This is a genomic window from Acinetobacter sp. Z1, from assembly GCF_024296945.1.
Lineage (GTDB): Bacteria > Pseudomonadota > Gammaproteobacteria > Pseudomonadales > Moraxellaceae > Acinetobacter > Acinetobacter beijerinckii.
Genome location: NZ_CP101115.1, coordinates 1,695,348 through 1,711,651 on the forward strand (window position 1 = coordinate 1,695,348; position 16,304 = coordinate 1,711,651).

Sequence of the window (16,304 nt, forward strand, 5' to 3'; positions counted from 1 at the left end):
GCCAATCATCTAGATTGGCTTTTTTGTTTATCAATTATTGATTAGGCCGCTTGAGTGGTTTGTTCCGCAAGAAAGCGTCCTATTTCTTTGCTAAATTTCATTGGTTCTGTAATTAATGGCGTATGACCAGAACGTTCAAAATAAACGGCTTTGGCATCCGATAGACTTTGGGCAACGAGCGTTTGTCCAGCTTCTGGATAAAGACTTGATGCACGTCCAATAAAGAATGTGGTTGGGCAATTCAATTGACTAAGCGCTTGTCTATAATCTTCATCATGATTTAAATAATTTTCTACATACCAAAGCAAATAATCTAAACGTTGGATGGGTAATAAATATTTTTGTAGCACAGGACGATTTAATGCAAGTCTAACCACTTTAGGACTAAAATTATTACTACCTTGAAACTCAATAAAATCGCTCCATAAACTTACAAGTTTATAACGGGTATCATTTGGTAAATCTTCGAGTTTTGCCGCAAATTTATTTTCTAATAATAGGGTTTGAATATCGAGAAGTAAATTTTTAAAACGTGATTGCTTTTGTCCAAACAAACCATACTGCCAAGAGTCATCTACAGAAATTTTAGGCGTTTGATCAATATGTAAGTAAGCTTTCAGTTTTTCAGCTAATTTGCCATGTTTCATGCCATGCATGGCTGTGGTTGCACCCATGGAATAACCCATAAGAATAAATTGATCCAATTTCAACTGATGAATTAGAGAATCTATGTCGTTCCAATGACTTGAAATGGCATCTAGATCAGGAATGGCACAGTTCTTGGAACCACCAAAACCCCGCCAATCTGGAATGATAAATTCATATTGTTTACGATTAGCAAATAAGAAGGGTAGCCATTGCCAACTTTGCATACCCAGTCCAGATAATACGAGTACAGGTTCTCCTTCACCGACACGTCGTACAAATAATTTTTCTTGGTCAGGCATGCTATAAAAAGGCATTATTTTTCTCCAATATTGTTTGCTTCTTCAAACTTCTTCAGTTGAGGAATCATTTGTTCCAGCCATTTTATCCATTCATTTTCTTTAATGATACCGAGTTCTAGAATCATTTTATGAATAAACAAAACACGGTTCGTGGGTTCATTGTCTTTAAAGTCTTTATCATGGATTGCTTGATAAAGGCTTAATTTTTCTTTGTGTAAAATTAAGTGACGTTCTAACTCAGGTAATATTTTGTTACCACCAAGTTGAGCTTCAGCTCTTAATCGAACCATTAAGTCATCACGAAGTTGAGCAGGTTCGCTTTGTTGTTCAATCCATGAAGCAAGTTGTATTCTTCCCAGTTGTTCAATTTGATAGGTTTTCTTTCTACTATTTGCTGTCTGTTCTTCTATCGTTGAAATCCATCCTTTTTTTTGCATCCCATTGAGTTCACGATAGATTTGTTGATGAGTCGCATTCCAAAAGAAGCCCATAGAGCGATCAAAACGACGAGCCAATTCAAAGCCAGTACTTGGCTTTTCTAATAAGCTTGTCAATAAAACATGGGCGAGTGACATAATGATCCGTTATAAAAATGACTCATCAGAATTATGCAATATGTTGCATAAAAATCAAATCTTGTTTATAAGTTTATGCAACAAGTTGCATTAGCAAGCAGATTGCTAGCCAAAGGAGAAAACATGTCAGCTTATCCACATTTATTAAAGCCACTTGACTTAGGTTTTACGACTTTAAAAAACCGTGTGCTTATGGGGTCTATGCATATTGGTTTAGAAGAAGCACCACAGGGTTATGAGCGTATGGCAGCATTTTACGCAGAAAGAGCTAAAGGTGATGTTGGACTGATTGTAACTGGTGGTGTTTCTCCAAATGATGATGGTGTTGTATTCGCGCATGGTACAAAGTTAGATACAGTCGAAGAAGCTGAAAAGCATAAAGTCATAACTCAAGCTGTGCATGAAGCTGGTGGTAAAATTGCGATGCAAATTTTGCATACAGGACGTTATTCTTATCAAGCAAATAACGTTGCACCATCTGCAATTCAAGCGCCCATTAATCCAATCAAACCTAAAGCATTAAGTTCCGCAGAAGTTCAACAAACGATTGATGACTTTGCAAATTGCGCCAAGCTTGCGCAATATGCTGGCTATGATGGTGTTGAAATAATGGGTTCAGAAGGTTACTTGATCAATGAGTTTATTGCTGCACGGACCAATCACCGTGATGACGAATGGGGCGGAAGTTATGAAAATCGTATCCGTTTTCCAATTGAAATTGTTAAGCGTACTCGAGATTTAGTCGGCGAGAATTTTATTATTATTTATCGCTTATCGATGCTTGATTTAGTCGAAGGTGGTTCAAGTTTAGAAGAAGTTGTACAACTTGCTAAAGAAATTGAAAAAGCAGGTGCAACAATTATCAATACAGGGATTGGTTGGCACGAAGCGCGTATTCCAACGATTGCAACCAAAGTACCGCGTGCTGCATTTACATGGGTAACTGAAAAGTTAAAAGGCTCAGTTTCAATTCCGTTAATCACATCGAACCGTATCAACACACCTGAAATGGCTGAACATGTACTGGCTTCAGGTCATGCAGATATGATTTCGATGGCTCGCCCAATGTTGGCTGATGCAGATTTTGTATTGAAAGCGAGTGAAGGTCGTAGTGATGAAATCAATACTTGTATTGGTTGTAACCAAGCATGCTTAGATCATATTTTCTCGATGAAGATTGCAACTTGCTTAGTCAATCCACGTGCATGTTATGAAACTGAGCTTATTTTTAAAGAAACAAACGCTGTAAAAAATATTGCAGTGATTGGTGCAGGTCCAGCAGGTTTAAGCTTTGCAACTTATGCGGCGAGTCGTGGTCATAAAGTCAAAGTATTTGATTCAAGTAATCAAATTGGTGGTCAATTCAATATCGCCAAGACCATTCCAGGTAAAGAAGAATTCTACGAAACATTACGTTATTTCAAACGTCAAATTGAATTACAACCAAATATTGAGCTTGTACTCAATCACACTGCAACTTATGAAGAGCTTAGCCAAGCGAATTATGATGAGATTGTTGTTGCCACAGGTGTAACACCACGTCAGTTACAATTTGAAGGTATTGATCATCCAAAAGTATTGAGCTATATCCAAGTTTTAAAAGAACGTGTTCCAGTAGGTAAACGTGTTGCAATTATTGGTGCTGGTGGTATTGGTTTTGATACTGCAGAGTATTTAACCCATGAAGGTGAAAGTGGCAGCTTAAATCCTGAGAAGTTCTATGCAGAATGGGGAATCGATACAAGTTATGCGCATGTAGGCGGTTTAAAGCAGCCTGAACTTGAAAAATCTGAACGTGAAATTTACTTATTACAACGAAAAAGTGCTGCTGTAGGTGCCGGTTTAGGTAAAACGACAGGTTGGATTCATCGTACAGGCTTAAAACATCGCGATGTGAAAATGATTGCTGGTGCTAGTTATGACAAGGTTGATGATCAAGGTTTACATATAACTGTAGATGGTCAGACAACAGTTTTAGACGTTGATAATGTTGTGATTTGTGCTGGTCAAGAATCTTATACAGCTATGTTCGATCAACTCAAAGCAGATGGTAAGAATGTTCATTTGATCGGTGGTGCGAAGGAAGCTGGTGAATTAGACGCTAAACGTGCGATTCGTCAAGGTGCTGAGTTAGCAGCAGTTCTATAAGTATAAGATGAGACATTCTCTATGTTAGGAGAATGTCTCAAACTTCATTAGCTAAAATATAAGGAAATTACAATGACAATCGAAACAACTAAGCAAGCGCTAGAAAAATGGCATCAGATGATCAAAACAGGTGACCTTTCAAATTTAAATGAGTTATTAGCTGACGATGTGGTATTTCGTTCACCTGTTGCTTTTAAGCCTTATGAGGGAAAACATGTGGTTTTCTTCATTTTAACGAATGTGATACAGGTGTTTGAAAACTTTACTTATCACCGTGAGTTTTACACTGAAGATGGTGAAAATGTAGTGTTAGAATTCATTGCTAATGTAAGTGGAAAATCACTTAAAGGGATTGATATGGTTCGTTTTAATGCGCAGGGAAAAATTATTGATTTTGAAGTGATGATTCGTCCAATGAGTGGTTTGGCTGCTTTAGCAGAAAAAATGGGTGCGCGATTTGCTCAATATCAACCAAACTCAACTGAGTAAATAGCCTAAGTAATATTGAGATAATAAGTATGTGGTTACAGCTTTCAACTTTTGCATTACTGCCTGTAATTGTTATACAAGGTGTAAAAGTTCGTAAAAACACACCACGACTTTTAGAGGCGAGTGGTGATCGTGATGGTCTTGCAGGACAAGGTGATCCACTCTCTTTACTTATTTTAGGAGATTCGGCAGCGGCAGGCGTTGGTGTTGAGACACAACAAGATGCATTATCTGGCGCAATTATTTCTCAACTAAAAAATGAGTATACTTTGCAATGGAAACTTCATGCTAAAACAGGGGATACGACTAAACTAGTTTATCAAGCGCTACAACAATTAGAGCATAAAAACTACGATGTCGTTATAACTTCTATTGGTGTGAACGATGTGACCAAATTGACTAGCGCAAAGTCTTGGATAAAACAACAAAAACAATTATTTACTCAAATTCAAAAGCAATTTCAGCCAAAATTGATTATTGTTTCTGGAGTGCCCCCAATGCAGCATTTTCCAGCATTACCTAATCCATTAGCTTGGTTATTTGGGAAATATGCTGAGCAAATGAATCAAATATTGCAAAAATGGCTAGCCCCACAAAGTCAATTCAGATTCATTCAATATGATATCGAAAGTTTTCAAGCAATGGATTTGCCTATGGCAAGTGATGGTTTTCATCCAAGTAAAGAAATTTATGCTATTTGGGGACAACAGGTTGCAACATTGATACGACAAACATTTAACTCATCGTCATAGGTGGTTGCTGGGTATGAAAATATCTATATTAGATAAGTTTAAAGTTTTGGGCTTAGAGTTATTCGATGTCGTTTTAGGCGCTGAACAGCCTAAAATGTACTATGACCCTAAGGGAAAAATTAAACATGTCTTGGATAAACTACCGCAATTAAAGCAAAAATATCGGCCAACGCCATGGCTTAGCAACACGCATATGCATCTTTTGTATTTTGATGTCATTAGAAAGAAAACAATCAAACTAGAATATGATCGCATTGATCAATTAACTATGCGTGATGGTGGCGTAACTGCAATTGCTTGGTATGGTTATGATCTTCCTCCAGAAACTCCAACGATCGTAATTATGCATACCATTACAGGAACTCCTGAAAGTATGCGTGAGTTAGTTAAAGATTTACATGCATATACAGGCTGGCGAATCGCCCTATGTTTACGTCGAGGGCATGCGGGTTTACCGATGCCAATCCCACGTATATCACTGTTTGGTTCAACCAGTGACTTAAAAGAGCAACTTGAATATATTCAAAGTCTATTTGCTGCTTCTGATTTATATGCCGTTGGTTCATCTGCGGGAACAGGATTGCTAGTTCGCTATTTAGGTGAGCAAGGTATGGATACACCATTTAAAGCTGCTTTTGCAATGTGTCCAGGTTACAACACAGAAATTGGTTTTAAAAATGTACATCCTTTTTACAGTAAAATGATGACAAAAAAATTATTTAAGTATTTTATTTATCCATATCAAAATACGTGGACTCAGATTGGTTCGCTCGAACGAGTATTGGCAACAACTAACCTAGAAGCTTTTGAAAAAGAATATTTCAAAATGGCAGGGTTTGAAGATTATCAAAGTTATTGTAAAGCGATTAATCCAATTTACGTATTGGAAAATATAAAAATTCCATTGATGGTTCTGAATGCGGAAGATGACCCAGTTTGTTCTATAAAAAATTTAGAGCCATACAAAGCGGTAATTCAGCAGATGGATAATATTGCGGTAATTACAACCAAAAAGGGAAGTCATTGCGGGTTTTATGAAAGTATCCATGTTAAGTCGTGGGCATCAAGGCTCATGGCAGATTTTTTCAAAAATTATTCATAAATTCTAAAGTATAAAAAAGCCATGAGTTATTAAAGATACTGATGGCTTTTTAAGATATATATAAGTCTAATTATTTAAAGCCGGTGTCGCAGCAGCAATTGCAGCGGCAACTGCATCATCTTCACTTTGTGCTTGTGTTGAAGACTTTGGCTGTTCAGCTTTAACTGGTTTTGGTTCAGTTTGAACAGGTTTTTTAGGTTCAGCTGGTGGGGTTGATTCCACGTTAGTGCTTGAAGACGTTTGTTCAGCAGGGCGCGTTTCTCTACGAATCTCTGTTGTTGTATTCGCTGTTTCTTCACGACTTGTTTCGATTACAGGAGGAGTCGTTTCAGGTTGATTTACACTTTCTAAAGATTCGAACTCTTGAGTTTTTTCAGGTTCAGGTTGTTGAGCAGTTTGTGTCTCGCTCGATTCCTGTTTTTGCTGATCTTCGTTTTTAGGCTCTTCTTTTTTCACACAAGCAGTTAATAAAAGACCTGCTGCGAGTGCTGCACAAATTAAAAGTTTTTTATTCGCCATTGCTAAAACAACATATAAATTAAGGACGATAGTGATTATAACAGTAAATTTAGATGAAAAAATCAATCAGACCTTTTGAGTTTGTTGATATTTTATAAATATTTCAAAATTGAAATCAGATTTAAAACTCTAAAATGGGCTTCAGAGGAAGATTTTAGAGACTTACAATTTATTAGAGTGAATCAAAAGTAATTTATGTATGAAAAATCCACAAACCCCATAAATTTTTATTGAAAATGCTGATAGAATAACCAGTTGTTTATAGTTCTTTGAATTGATGCGGTTTGACTTTGCTTTATAGGGGCAGAGTACAGTAAAATTGCCCAACATTGTAGGCCGATTTCGGCTCGATTGTACGAGAAACTCAATGACCCATTTTATTTTTGTCACTGGTGGTGTTGTTTCATCACTAGGTAAAGGTATTTCTGCTGCTTCTGTTGCTGCACTTTTGGAAGCTCGTGGCTTGAAAGTCACTATGGTAAAAATGGATCCATACATTAATGTCGATCCAGGTACCATGAGCCCATTTCAGCACGGTGAAGTTTTCGTCACAGAGGATGGTGCTGAAACTGACTTAGATTTGGGATATTACGAACGTTTCTTACGTCGTGCAAAAATGACTAAGTTGAATAACTTTACCAGCGGTCGTGTCTATCAGGACGTTTTGAATAAAGAGCGTCGTGGTGACTACTTAGGTGGTACAGTTCAAGTTATTCCACATATTACAGATAATATTAAAGAACGTGTACTTCGCGCAGGTGAAGGTTACGATGTTGCGATTGTAGAAATTGGCGGCACAGTGGGTGATATTGAATCACTTCCATTTATGGAATCTGTTCGTCAATTGATGGTTGAGCTTGGTCATAAGCGTACCATGCTTATGCATTTGACCTTATTGCCATATATTAAATCTGCGGCTGAACTCAAAACCAAACCTACACAGCATTCGGTGAAAGAGCTTCTTTCAATTGGTATTCAACCAGATATTTTGATCTGTCGTACTGAATATGATGTTGACGTTGATACTAAACGTAAAATTGCATTGTTCACAAACGTAGAAGCGCGTGCAGTTGTCGTCTGTAAAGATGCAAAAACTATTTATCAAATTCCACGTACATTCTACGAACAAAATGTTGATGATTTGATCTGTGAACGTTTTGGTTACAACGATCTTCCAGAAGCAAATCTTGAAGATTGGGATAATGTGGTAGAAGCATTATTGAACCCTGAATACACGGTTCGTGTTGCAATGGTTGGTAAATATGTAGAGCTTCCAGATGCATATAAATCTGTGAATGAAGCACTTCTACATGCTGGTATTCAAAATCGTGTCAAAGTACAAATCGATTATGTCAATGCAGAAGACCTTGAACAGCAAGACATCAGTATTTTAAATGCTGCTGATGCAATTCTAGTTCCAGGTGGTTTTGGTGAACGTGGTACTGAAGGCAAAATGAAAGCCATTCAATATGCACGTGAAAACAAAATTCCATTCCTTGGCATTTGTTTGGGTATGCAACTTGCTGTGATTGAATATGCACGTCATGTTGCTGAAATGCCTGAGGCAAGCTCAACTGAATTTAACCGTTCAACTAAATATCCGTTAATTGGTTTAATTACGGAATGGTTAGATGAGCGTGGTGAATTACAGCAACGTAGTCTTGAATCAGATTTGGGTGGCACAATGCGTTTAGGTGCACAGAAATCTGAACTTGTAGAAGGCACTAAAACTCGCGAAGTTTATGGCAAAGCTGAAATTACTGAACGTCATCGCCATCGCTATGAAATGAATGATCGTTTTATTCAAGCGCTTGAACAGGCGGGTATGAAAATTTCTGGTTATTCATCAGTACAACATTTAGTGGAAACTGTAGAAATTCCTGAACATCCTTGGTTTATTGCTGTACAATTCCATCCGGAATTTACAAGTTCACCACGCGATGGGCATCCATTATTTGCTAGCTTTATCGATGCTGCGAAAAAGCAGTATCAAAAAAGTAAGTAATGTGAATTTGAATATATTGGGAAAGTCTAAATGTCGCAATTAAAAGCACAAGAAATAATTACTTTAGGTGATATACAAATGGCAAATCATTTGCCGTTTGTATTATTCGGTGGAATGAATGTACTAGAGTCGAAAGACTTGGCTTTTGAAATCGCTGAAACTTATGTTGATATTTGTAAGCGTTTAGACATTCCTTATGTGTTCAAAGCAAGCTTCGATAAAGCGAATCGTTCAAGTTTGAACTCTTTTCGTGGTCCTGGTCTAGAAAAGGGAATTGAATGGCTTGCTGACATTAAAAAGCATTTTAATGTCCCAATTATTACTGACGTTCATGAGCCTTATCAAGCTGCTCCAGTTGCTGAAGTTGCAGATATTATCCAATTGCCAGCATTCTTAAGTCGTCAAACAGATTTAGTTGAGGCGATGGCTAAAACGCAAGCCATTATCAATATTAAAAAAGCGCAGTTCTTAGCACCGCATGAAATGCGTCATATTTTGCATAAGTGTTTAGAGGCTGGGAATGACAAGCTTATTATTTGTGAGCGTGGCTCGGCATTTGGTTATAACAACTTAGTTGTTGATATGCTTGGCTTTGACATCATGAAAGAAATGAATGTTCCTGTCTTCTTTGATGTAACCCATGCATTACAAACGCCTGGTGGTCGTGCTGATTCGGCAGGTGGTCGCCGTGCTCAAATTACTACTTTAGCACGTGCAGGTATGGCAACAGGCTTAGCTGGCTTGTTCTTGGAAGCACATCCTGATCCTGAAAAGGCGAAATGTGATGGACCATGTGCCTTGCGTTTATCTCAGCTTGAGCCATTCTTGGCGCAATTAAAAGAATTGGATACTTTAGTTAAAGGATTCAAAAAGTTAGATACCCATTGATGTATGAAAATACATCTTTTTATTCATTAAACAGAGGAATTGTTCATGAGCCAAATCGTTGACATCCGTGCACGTGAAATTTTGGACTCTCGTGGTAACCCAACCATCGAAGCAGACGTAATTTTAGAATCTGGGGTTGTTGGTCGTGCATGTGCACCATCTGGTGCTTCAACTGGTTCTCGTGAAGCTTTAGAACTACGTGACGGTGATAAATCACGTTTCTTAGGCAAAGGTGTTCGTACAGCAGTGAACAATGTTAATACATTGATTCGTGATGCTTTGTTGGGTAAATCAGTTTTTGAGCAAAAAGACATTGATAATACAATGATTGCGCTTGATGGTACTGAAAACAAAGAGAAACTAGGTGCGAATGCAACTTTAGCTGTTTCTTTAGCTGTTGCGCGCGCAGCGGCTGATGAAAAGAAAATTCCTCTTTTCCAATATATCGCTGATTTACGTGGTCAAACGATTTTGACTATGCCTGTACCAATGATGAACATCATCAATGGTGGGTCACATGCAGATAATAATGTAGATATTCAAGAGTTTATGATTGAGCCTGTAGGCTTTACTTCATTTGCTGAAGCATTACGTGCAGGTGCTGAAATCTTCCATTCTCTAAAATCAGTTTTAAACAAAAAAGGTTTAAACACTGCTGTAGGTGACGAAGGTGGTTTTGCACCGAACTTGCGTTCAAATGAAGAAGCTATCACGGTTATTCTTGAAGCAATTGGTCAAACTGGTTACAAAGCGGGTTCTGACATTATGTTAGCGCTTGACTGTGCATCTTCAGAATTCTACAAAAATGGTCAATATGTTCTTGCTGGTGAAGGCAATAAAGCATTCACAAGCAACCAATTCTCTGACTATTTAGCGAGTCTGGTAAACCAATATCCAATTATTTCAATTGAAGATGGTTTAGATGAGTCAGATTGGGATGGTTGGAGCTATTTAACTTCAATTCTTGGTGATAAAATTCAATTGGTAGGTGACGATTTATTCGTAACGAATCCTAAGATTTTACAACGTGGTATTAATGAGAAAGTCGGTAATTCGATTTTAATTAAGTACAACCAAATTGGTACGTTGACTGAGACTTTAGATGCAATTTATCTTGCTAAAGAAAATGGTTATACGACTGTAATTTCTCATCGTTCTGGTGAAACAGAAGATTCAACCATTGCTGATTTAGCAGTAGGTACGGCAGCTGGTCAAATTAAGACTGGTTCTCTTTGCCGTTCTGACCGTGTTGCAAAATACAACCAATTACTTCGTATTGAAGAGTTGACTCATGCAGCTTACCGCGGTAAAGCTGAATTCAAAGGTTTAAAATAATTTTTGAATTATGTTAGAAGTTTTTCGATCTACTTCGAGTAAATTGATTCTGTTGCTTGTAATCATATTGGTTACAAGCTTACAGTACCAATTTTGGTTTGGTGAGGGTGGTTATTTCGCTCACCAAACTCTAACTCAACAAATTACGCAACAGTCCGAAATCAATACGGAGCTAAAAGAGCGTAATCGTATTTTAGCAGCTGAAGTTTTTGATTTGAAAAATGGAACAGAAGCAATTGAAGAGCATGCACGCTTGGATTTAGGTTTAATAAAACCTAATGAAACTTTTGTGCAAATGAGTACTATTAGTACTCACTATAAGCCTATTTATATTAATCCGAATGAAAAAGTAGATGCCGCTACCAATGAAAACCCAGACTAAAATATGGGCAATAGTTCCCGCAGCGGGTTCTGGTAGTCGATTTTCTAAAACTGAACTAAAACAATATCAATATATTCAAAATAAAACAGTATTAGAGCATACAGTGAGCCGGCTCAACTCTTTGGATTTAGCGGGATTAGTGCTTGCTATTAATGAACAAGATGAAATTGCACCGATGCTTTCTTTTACTGCTCCTGAAAAATTACATTTTTGTCATGGGGGCGAAGAGCGTGTAAATTCTGTTTTAAATGCTTTAACTTATTTATCTAATATTGCTCATGAAGATGATTGGGTGCTAGTACATGATGCTGCTAGACCTTGTGTCACAGCAAAGTGTTTGGAAAAATTATTATTATCCGCTATTGAATCAAATCAAAGTTCTATTTTGGCGATTCCTGTTCGTGATACTTTAAAACTTGTAGAAACTGAAAATCAAATTAATAAAACGGTGAGTCGAAATTGCTTATGGCAGGCTCAAACACCTCAAATTGCCAAATTGAAAACTCTAAAAAATGCGATTGAATATTCAATTCTCAATGAAGTCGCGATTACTGATGAAGCGAGTGCTTTGGAATTTATCAATGAGCCTGTACACGTGGTTCAAGGTCGTTCTGACAATATTAAAATAACTTATGCAGATGATTTAGAGCTTGCAAAATTAATACTCCAATCACAAATCAATAATTAATCAACTTGAATTTTTATTTATTTCTTCAAAATAGCCTAAGTAAAACTTATCTTTTAAAGGATTGTAACACCATTATAAATGACAAAAATTTCACTATTTGATAAATTTATTAACTGAACTTTACAACGGATTAACAAATGAAAAAATTAATACTTGCTGGTCTTTTTGCTTCTACTTTAGTTGGTTGCGCATCAACACCTCAAAAAAGCCAAGATCTTGCACAAGAAACGATTCGCTATTCAACAAGCCCTTGTTTTGGTGCATGTCCGATTTACTCTGTAGAAATTACGCCAGCTGGTGAAGTGCAGTTTGATGGTAAGCAGTATACAAAAGTAATAGGAACACAAGAACTTAAAGTTGATCCGTCTGTATATAAGAAGCTTCAAAAAGAATTAGAAACCTATCGTCCATCAACAGGGGCCAATGTAAAAACAACAGGTTGTACGGAGACTGCAACTGATCATCCAAGTTCATATTTTTGGTGGAAGGGTACTGATGGAACAGTTACACGTTTAAGCCACTATACGGGTTGTATTTCTCCTGCAAATATTGAATTAAACAAACTTATTGATAAGTTACCTAATTTAATTGGCATTGAAGATTTAGTTCGTTAACAATTGCTCTATAATTAGACAAAATCTCTCGTTATGTTAGTATGAGTATAGAACGCAATTTTGCGGAGGATTCAGATGACAGCTTTTACACATATGCAAATGACGATGCAAGAAGAAGATAATCTTCCAAATCTTGCTGTTCAAGCATTTCGTGATGCTTTTAAGCAAGCAAGTGGATCTTCTGCTGTTGTTTTTACGAAAGATCATCAACTGATTGAGAAGTTACCTTCTGGTAAAATCAATGTGATCAAAGATATTTCTATGGCTTATACTCGCATTACTATTGATCAAAAAGTACTTAAACGTAAGAGAAAGCAGGTCGTTATATAGTAAATGCGGCATCCTCGTATTCGTATGTTTGCAGGACCAAATGGTTCTGGTAAAAGTACTATAAAAGATTACCTTTTGCCCCGACATATTGGGGCATATTTAAATGCAGATGAGTTAGAAAAAACCTTAATTCAAACACAAGTTTTGGATTTAGACGCGTATCACACTGACCTTGATCCAATAAAGTTACTTGAATATTTAAACAATAAAAAGAAAAACATAAATCAAATAAGCCAAGTTCTACTGAGTCAGGAACCTGAACAAATAAGTGAAAAACAAATCCGATTTTCACATTTAGATATTGACTCATATTTAGCTGCAAGAATTATTGATTTCATCCGTTCAGAATTTCTTAGACTAAAAGTCAGCTTTACTTTTGAGACGGTTATGTCTCATATAAGTAAAGTCGAATTTTTAAGAGAAGCTCAATTTCAAGGATTCAAAACATATTTATACTTTGTTTCTACTGTTGATCCAGATATAAATATTGCAAGAGTAAACTATCGTGTGAGTATGGGTGGTCATGCTGTACCACATCAAAAAATTCGAGATCGATATTACCGTAGTATGAAGTTATTAATGCAAGCTGTTGAAGTGACCGATAGAGCATTTATATTTGATAATTCATCAGATGGGCAAAAAGCTGCATTTTTAGCTGAAATTGAACATTCAGAAACACTGAAATTAAATCAAACTGTTACTGAATTTCCACTATGGTTTGCAGAAAAAATTCTTTCAGAGTTCGAGTAGTTTGTATCAAGATAAGTAGAATACTTTAATTATTATATTTTATGATATATTATAAATAAATATATTGTTTTGAGCATAGCGTATGTCTAGCATAATTTTAGCCTTAGTCGGTGGTTCAATCCTTGGAATCTCAGTCGTTGGCTACTTATATGTAAATGGTCGTATTGCGGGTATTAGTGGATTACTTGCACAAGTTTTGCAACCGAAATTGCTTTTAAATAATCCTGCATTTTGGTTCTTATCTGGCTTATTTATCATTCCTTTCATTTATCAGTTATTTGTAGAGCCTGAAATTGTGATCAAATCGTCTCCGCTAGGGTTGATTATTGCGGGCTTACTCGTTGGGTTTGGTACACGTTTAGGATCTGGTTGTACGAGTGGACATGGGATTTGCGGTATAAGTCGTCTATCTGTGCGTTCGATTGTGGCAACAGTAACATTTATGCTGGCAGGAATAGTAACTGTATTTGTTATTCGCCACGTATTAGGAGCTGTGATATGAAAAATTTATTCGCATTTATATTTGGTGGATTATTCGCGCTCGGTTTAATGGTTTCAGGTATGTCAAATCCTGAAAAAGTCTTAGGGTTTCTTGATCTATTTGGTGATTGGGATATCAGCTTAATGTTTGTGATGATTGGCGCAATCGCTGTTGCAATCATTCCATTTCAAAAAGCAATCCGAAATCCAAAAACACTGTCTGGTGAAGCGATCTCACTACCCACCAGTACTCAGATTGATAAAAAATTAATAATCGGTTCAATCTTATTTGGGATTGGATGGGGAATAGCTGGTGTGTGTCCAGCACCAGCTATTACCTTGATTGGTTTAGGTTATGTAGAAGCATGGTATTTTATCGGAGCAATGTTCTTCGGTATTTTTATTCATCGAATTTGGGCAGAAAGATAACTAGGAGGGATGAGATGCAATATCCTCAAGTCAAAGCATTTTTTGATGAAAACACAAATACATTTAGTTATGTTGTGAGTGATCCAAAAACTAAAGTATGTGCCGTGATTGACAGTGTTTTGGATTATGACGCTGCATCGGCTACCACATCAACTTTTAGTGCAGATCAAATTATTGACTTTATAAATGAGCAACATCTGAATGTTGAGTGGATTCTAGAAACACATGTCCATGCTGATCATTTGACCGCATCTCAATATATTAAAGAGCATCTTGGTGGCAAGATTGCGATGAGTGAAAAGATTGGAGTTGTTCAAGAGACTTTTAGCTCAATATATAATCTTGATGTAAAAATGTTTAATTCCCATCAAACTTTTGATTATCTTTTTAAAGATGATGAGCATTTTAAAATTGGTCATCTAGATGCATACAATATTCCAACACCAGGGCATACACCAGCATGTTTAAGTTATGTGATTGGTAATGCAGTTTTTATTGGTGATACTTTATTTATGCCAGATTATGGTACGGCGAGATGTGATTTTCCTAAAGGAAGTGCAGACATACTTTTTGATTCAGTACAGAAACTTTATCAACTACCTGATGATACAAAAGTTTTTCTATGCCATGATTATAAGCCTGAAGGCAGGAATGAATATTTTTTTGAAACTACGATTGGGATTCAGAAAAAAAGCAACATTCATTTGAAGTCTGATACAGATCGACAAACTTTTGTGAAAATGCGTCAAACTCGTGATGCCACTTTATCGATGCCAAAATTGATTCTTCCATCGATACAAATCAATATGGATGCAGGGCGCTTTCCTGAACCAGAAGATAATGGTGTACGTTACTTAAAGCTACCGTTTAACTTTTTTAAATCATGATCAAAAAATATTTATAATTTAAGAAAATGTACAAGAATAGTTTCTCACAAGAAATTACACTTGTTTCTTTGAAAATATAAATAATTCACAATTTAAGTTGTTGTGATCCAGTAAAATCACGTTTGTATGAGTGCATGATCACTCAATAAGAGCTAACCTTTGTAAGTAATTTTTAATTTGAATGGGAAATTATGCAAGCTAAAATTTTAATTTCAACCATGCTCATGATTATTTTAGTTGGATGTCAAAAGCAGTCTGAACAGAAAAATGAAGCAATTGATTCGAAAGTAGAATTTGAATCAATAGATCAAAAAATATCAGGATATCTAGATATTCTTGATAATCCTACTAGCACTAGAGAAGAACAAATTAAAGTATTATGTGAAGACTATCCTAAAACCTATGAAATTAAGTATGTGCCCGCTCTATTAACACTTCAGCCAGAAAGCTTTAACAAAGATGAGTTGATGAAAGAATTAAAAATTTCTTTGGATTATTACACCGATAAATTGAACATTAATTGTCCGTAATTTATTTATTCTAAAAAATCTATGCGTCAAATAATGTCGTTATTATTGTATTTCAAGCTTGAAAAAGTGGAAAACGATCCTATTATATTTTGGTCATTTCCAAATATGAAAGGCCGAAAAGTTGAACGAAGAAATTTTGCTACCTGCACATAAAGCTACAGCAATTTCAAATGCGAATGTTAAAAAATTATCGGTAGATAAAATATTATCAAAATTATCTAGTACGATAAAATTAAGAGCAAATGACGGCGATAGGGATGCTTTACAGCAATTTTCTAAACATGAAGTCAGTAGTGAAGATGCAGAAATTGTTGTATCTGAATTAAAGTCAGCAGGATATAGAGTGTTTTTAAATCCAAATTTTACTAATACAAATATTCAATTTCAGCTTGAATGGGATTAGATATTTAAATTATAAGCCAATGTATTGGATAGCAACATTGGCTTAAATTTT

The 16,304-nt window shown here is 36.2% G+C and carries 20 protein-coding genes; 17 read left to right on the plus strand and 3 right to left on the minus strand.

The features are described from left to right. Nucleotides 1-41: 41 nt before the first annotated feature. Nucleotides 42-962: an alpha/beta fold hydrolase gene (locus tag NGC85_RS07915; protein WP_254805456.1), complete on the minus strand. Its 921-nt coding sequence runs from the start codon at nucleotides 960-962 to the stop codon at nucleotides 42-44. Next, nucleotides 962-1,522, minus strand: a complete 561-nt coding sequence (locus NGC85_RS07920) for a PadR family transcriptional regulator (RefSeq protein WP_005059040.1) — start codon at nucleotides 1,520-1,522, stop codon at nucleotides 962-964. Before NGC85_RS07920 ends, NGC85_RS07915 begins: the two co-directional genes overlap by 1 nt. Nucleotides 1,523-1,645: 123 nt before the next feature. Here NGC85_RS07920 and NGC85_RS07925 point away from each other — a divergent pair, with 123 nt between their 5' ends. From NGC85_RS07925 to NGC85_RS07940, 4 genes are all read left to right on the plus strand, one after another. Beyond that, nucleotides 1,646-3,670 carry an NADPH-dependent 2,4-dienoyl-CoA reductase gene (locus tag NGC85_RS07925; protein ID WP_254805457.1) on the plus strand — a complete coding sequence of 675 codons (2,025 nt, stop codon included), beginning with the start codon at nucleotides 1,646-1,648 and terminating at the stop codon, nucleotides 3,668-3,670. Between the two features lie 72 nt (nucleotides 3,671-3,742). Continuing rightward, nucleotides 3,743-4,159, plus strand: coding sequence for a nuclear transport factor 2 family protein (locus NGC85_RS07930; protein WP_254805458.1), 417 nt, complete (start codon nucleotides 3,743-3,745; stop codon nucleotides 4,157-4,159). Nucleotides 4,160-4,188: 29 nt separating this feature from the next. Next, a complete protein-coding gene (locus tag NGC85_RS07935; RefSeq protein ID WP_254805459.1) occupies nucleotides 4,189-4,911 on the plus strand; it encodes an SGNH/GDSL hydrolase family protein in 723 nt (240 codons plus the stop codon). A gap of 13 nt (nucleotides 4,912-4,924) precedes the next feature. Further along, the gene (locus NGC85_RS07940; RefSeq protein WP_254805460.1) at nucleotides 4,925-6,013 is read left to right on the plus strand and encodes a YheT family hydrolase; all 1,089 of its coding nucleotides are present in this window, start codon (nucleotides 4,925-4,927) and stop codon (nucleotides 6,011-6,013) included. A gap of 66 nt (nucleotides 6,014-6,079) precedes the next feature. Here NGC85_RS07940 and NGC85_RS07945 read toward each other — a convergent pair whose 3' ends face one another. After that, a complete protein-coding gene (locus NGC85_RS07945) occupies nucleotides 6,080-6,532 on the minus strand; it encodes an internalin (protein WP_254805461.1) in 453 nt (150 codons plus the stop codon). Between the two features lie 367 nt (nucleotides 6,533-6,899). Here NGC85_RS07945 and NGC85_RS07950 point away from each other — a divergent pair, with 367 nt between their 5' ends. The 13 genes from NGC85_RS07950 to NGC85_RS08010 all read left to right on the plus strand — a co-directional run bounded on the left by NGC85_RS07950 (nucleotide 6,900) and on the right by NGC85_RS08010 (nucleotide 16,253). Further along, nucleotides 6,900-8,537: a CTP synthase gene (locus NGC85_RS07950; RefSeq protein ID WP_254805462.1), complete on the plus strand. Its 1,638-nt coding sequence runs from the start codon at nucleotides 6,900-6,902 to the stop codon at nucleotides 8,535-8,537. Nucleotides 8,538-8,567: 30 nt separating this feature from the next. Beyond that, a complete protein-coding gene (kdsA, locus tag NGC85_RS07955) occupies nucleotides 8,568-9,425 on the plus strand; it encodes a 3-deoxy-8-phosphooctulonate synthase (RefSeq protein WP_169110459.1) in 858 nt (285 codons plus the stop codon). A gap of 45 nt (nucleotides 9,426-9,470) precedes the next feature. Continuing rightward, nucleotides 9,471-10,760 carry a phosphopyruvate hydratase gene (gene eno / locus NGC85_RS07960; protein WP_254805463.1) on the plus strand — a complete coding sequence of 430 codons (1,290 nt, stop codon included), beginning with the start codon at nucleotides 9,471-9,473 and terminating at the stop codon, nucleotides 10,758-10,760. A gap of 10 nt (nucleotides 10,761-10,770) precedes the next feature. Next, nucleotides 10,771-11,142 carry a cell division protein FtsB gene (gene ftsB / locus NGC85_RS07965; RefSeq protein WP_254805464.1) on the plus strand — a complete coding sequence of 124 codons (372 nt, stop codon included), beginning with the start codon at nucleotides 10,771-10,773 and terminating at the stop codon, nucleotides 11,140-11,142. Next, nucleotides 11,126-11,830, plus strand: coding sequence for a 2-C-methyl-D-erythritol 4-phosphate cytidylyltransferase (gene ispD / locus NGC85_RS07970; RefSeq protein ID WP_254805465.1), 705 nt, complete (start codon nucleotides 11,126-11,128; stop codon nucleotides 11,828-11,830). The genes ftsB and ispD overlap by 17 nt, the downstream gene beginning before the upstream one ends. Nucleotides 11,831-11,967: 137 nt before the next feature. Further along, nucleotides 11,968-12,444 carry a DUF6438 domain-containing protein gene (locus NGC85_RS07975; protein ID WP_254805466.1) on the plus strand — a complete coding sequence of 159 codons (477 nt, stop codon included), beginning with the start codon at nucleotides 11,968-11,970 and terminating at the stop codon, nucleotides 12,442-12,444. Between the two features lie 75 nt (nucleotides 12,445-12,519). After that, complete coding sequence (locus tag NGC85_RS07980; protein ID WP_254805467.1) at nucleotides 12,520-12,774, plus strand: hypothetical protein; 255 nt, start codon at nucleotides 12,520-12,522, stop codon at nucleotides 12,772-12,774. A gap of 3 nt (nucleotides 12,775-12,777) precedes the next feature. Then, nucleotides 12,778-13,524 (plus strand): zeta toxin, encoded by a 747-nt coding sequence (locus NGC85_RS07985; RefSeq protein ID WP_254805468.1) that lies wholly within the window; start codon nucleotides 12,778-12,780, stop codon nucleotides 13,522-13,524. 82 nt (nucleotides 13,525-13,606) lie between these two features. After that, the gene (locus NGC85_RS07990; RefSeq protein ID WP_254805469.1) at nucleotides 13,607-14,026 is read left to right on the plus strand and encodes a YeeE/YedE family protein; all 420 of its coding nucleotides are present in this window, start codon (nucleotides 13,607-13,609) and stop codon (nucleotides 14,024-14,026) included. Continuing rightward, complete coding sequence (locus NGC85_RS07995; protein WP_254805470.1) at nucleotides 14,023-14,433, plus strand: DUF6691 family protein; 411 nt, start codon at nucleotides 14,023-14,025, stop codon at nucleotides 14,431-14,433. The genes NGC85_RS07990 and NGC85_RS07995 overlap by 4 nt, the downstream gene beginning before the upstream one ends. 14 nt (nucleotides 14,434-14,447) lie before the next feature. Continuing rightward, nucleotides 14,448-15,320, plus strand: a complete 873-nt coding sequence (locus tag NGC85_RS08000; protein WP_254805471.1) for an MBL fold metallo-hydrolase — start codon at nucleotides 14,448-14,450, stop codon at nucleotides 15,318-15,320. A gap of 191 nt (nucleotides 15,321-15,511) precedes the next feature. Next, a complete protein-coding gene (locus NGC85_RS08005; RefSeq protein WP_254805472.1) occupies nucleotides 15,512-15,850 on the plus strand; it encodes a hypothetical protein in 339 nt (112 codons plus the stop codon). 121 nt (nucleotides 15,851-15,971) lie between these two features. Beyond that, nucleotides 15,972-16,253, plus strand: a complete 282-nt coding sequence (locus NGC85_RS08010) for a hypothetical protein (protein WP_005054121.1) — start codon at nucleotides 15,972-15,974, stop codon at nucleotides 16,251-16,253. Nucleotides 16,254-16,304 lie beyond the last annotated feature (51 nt).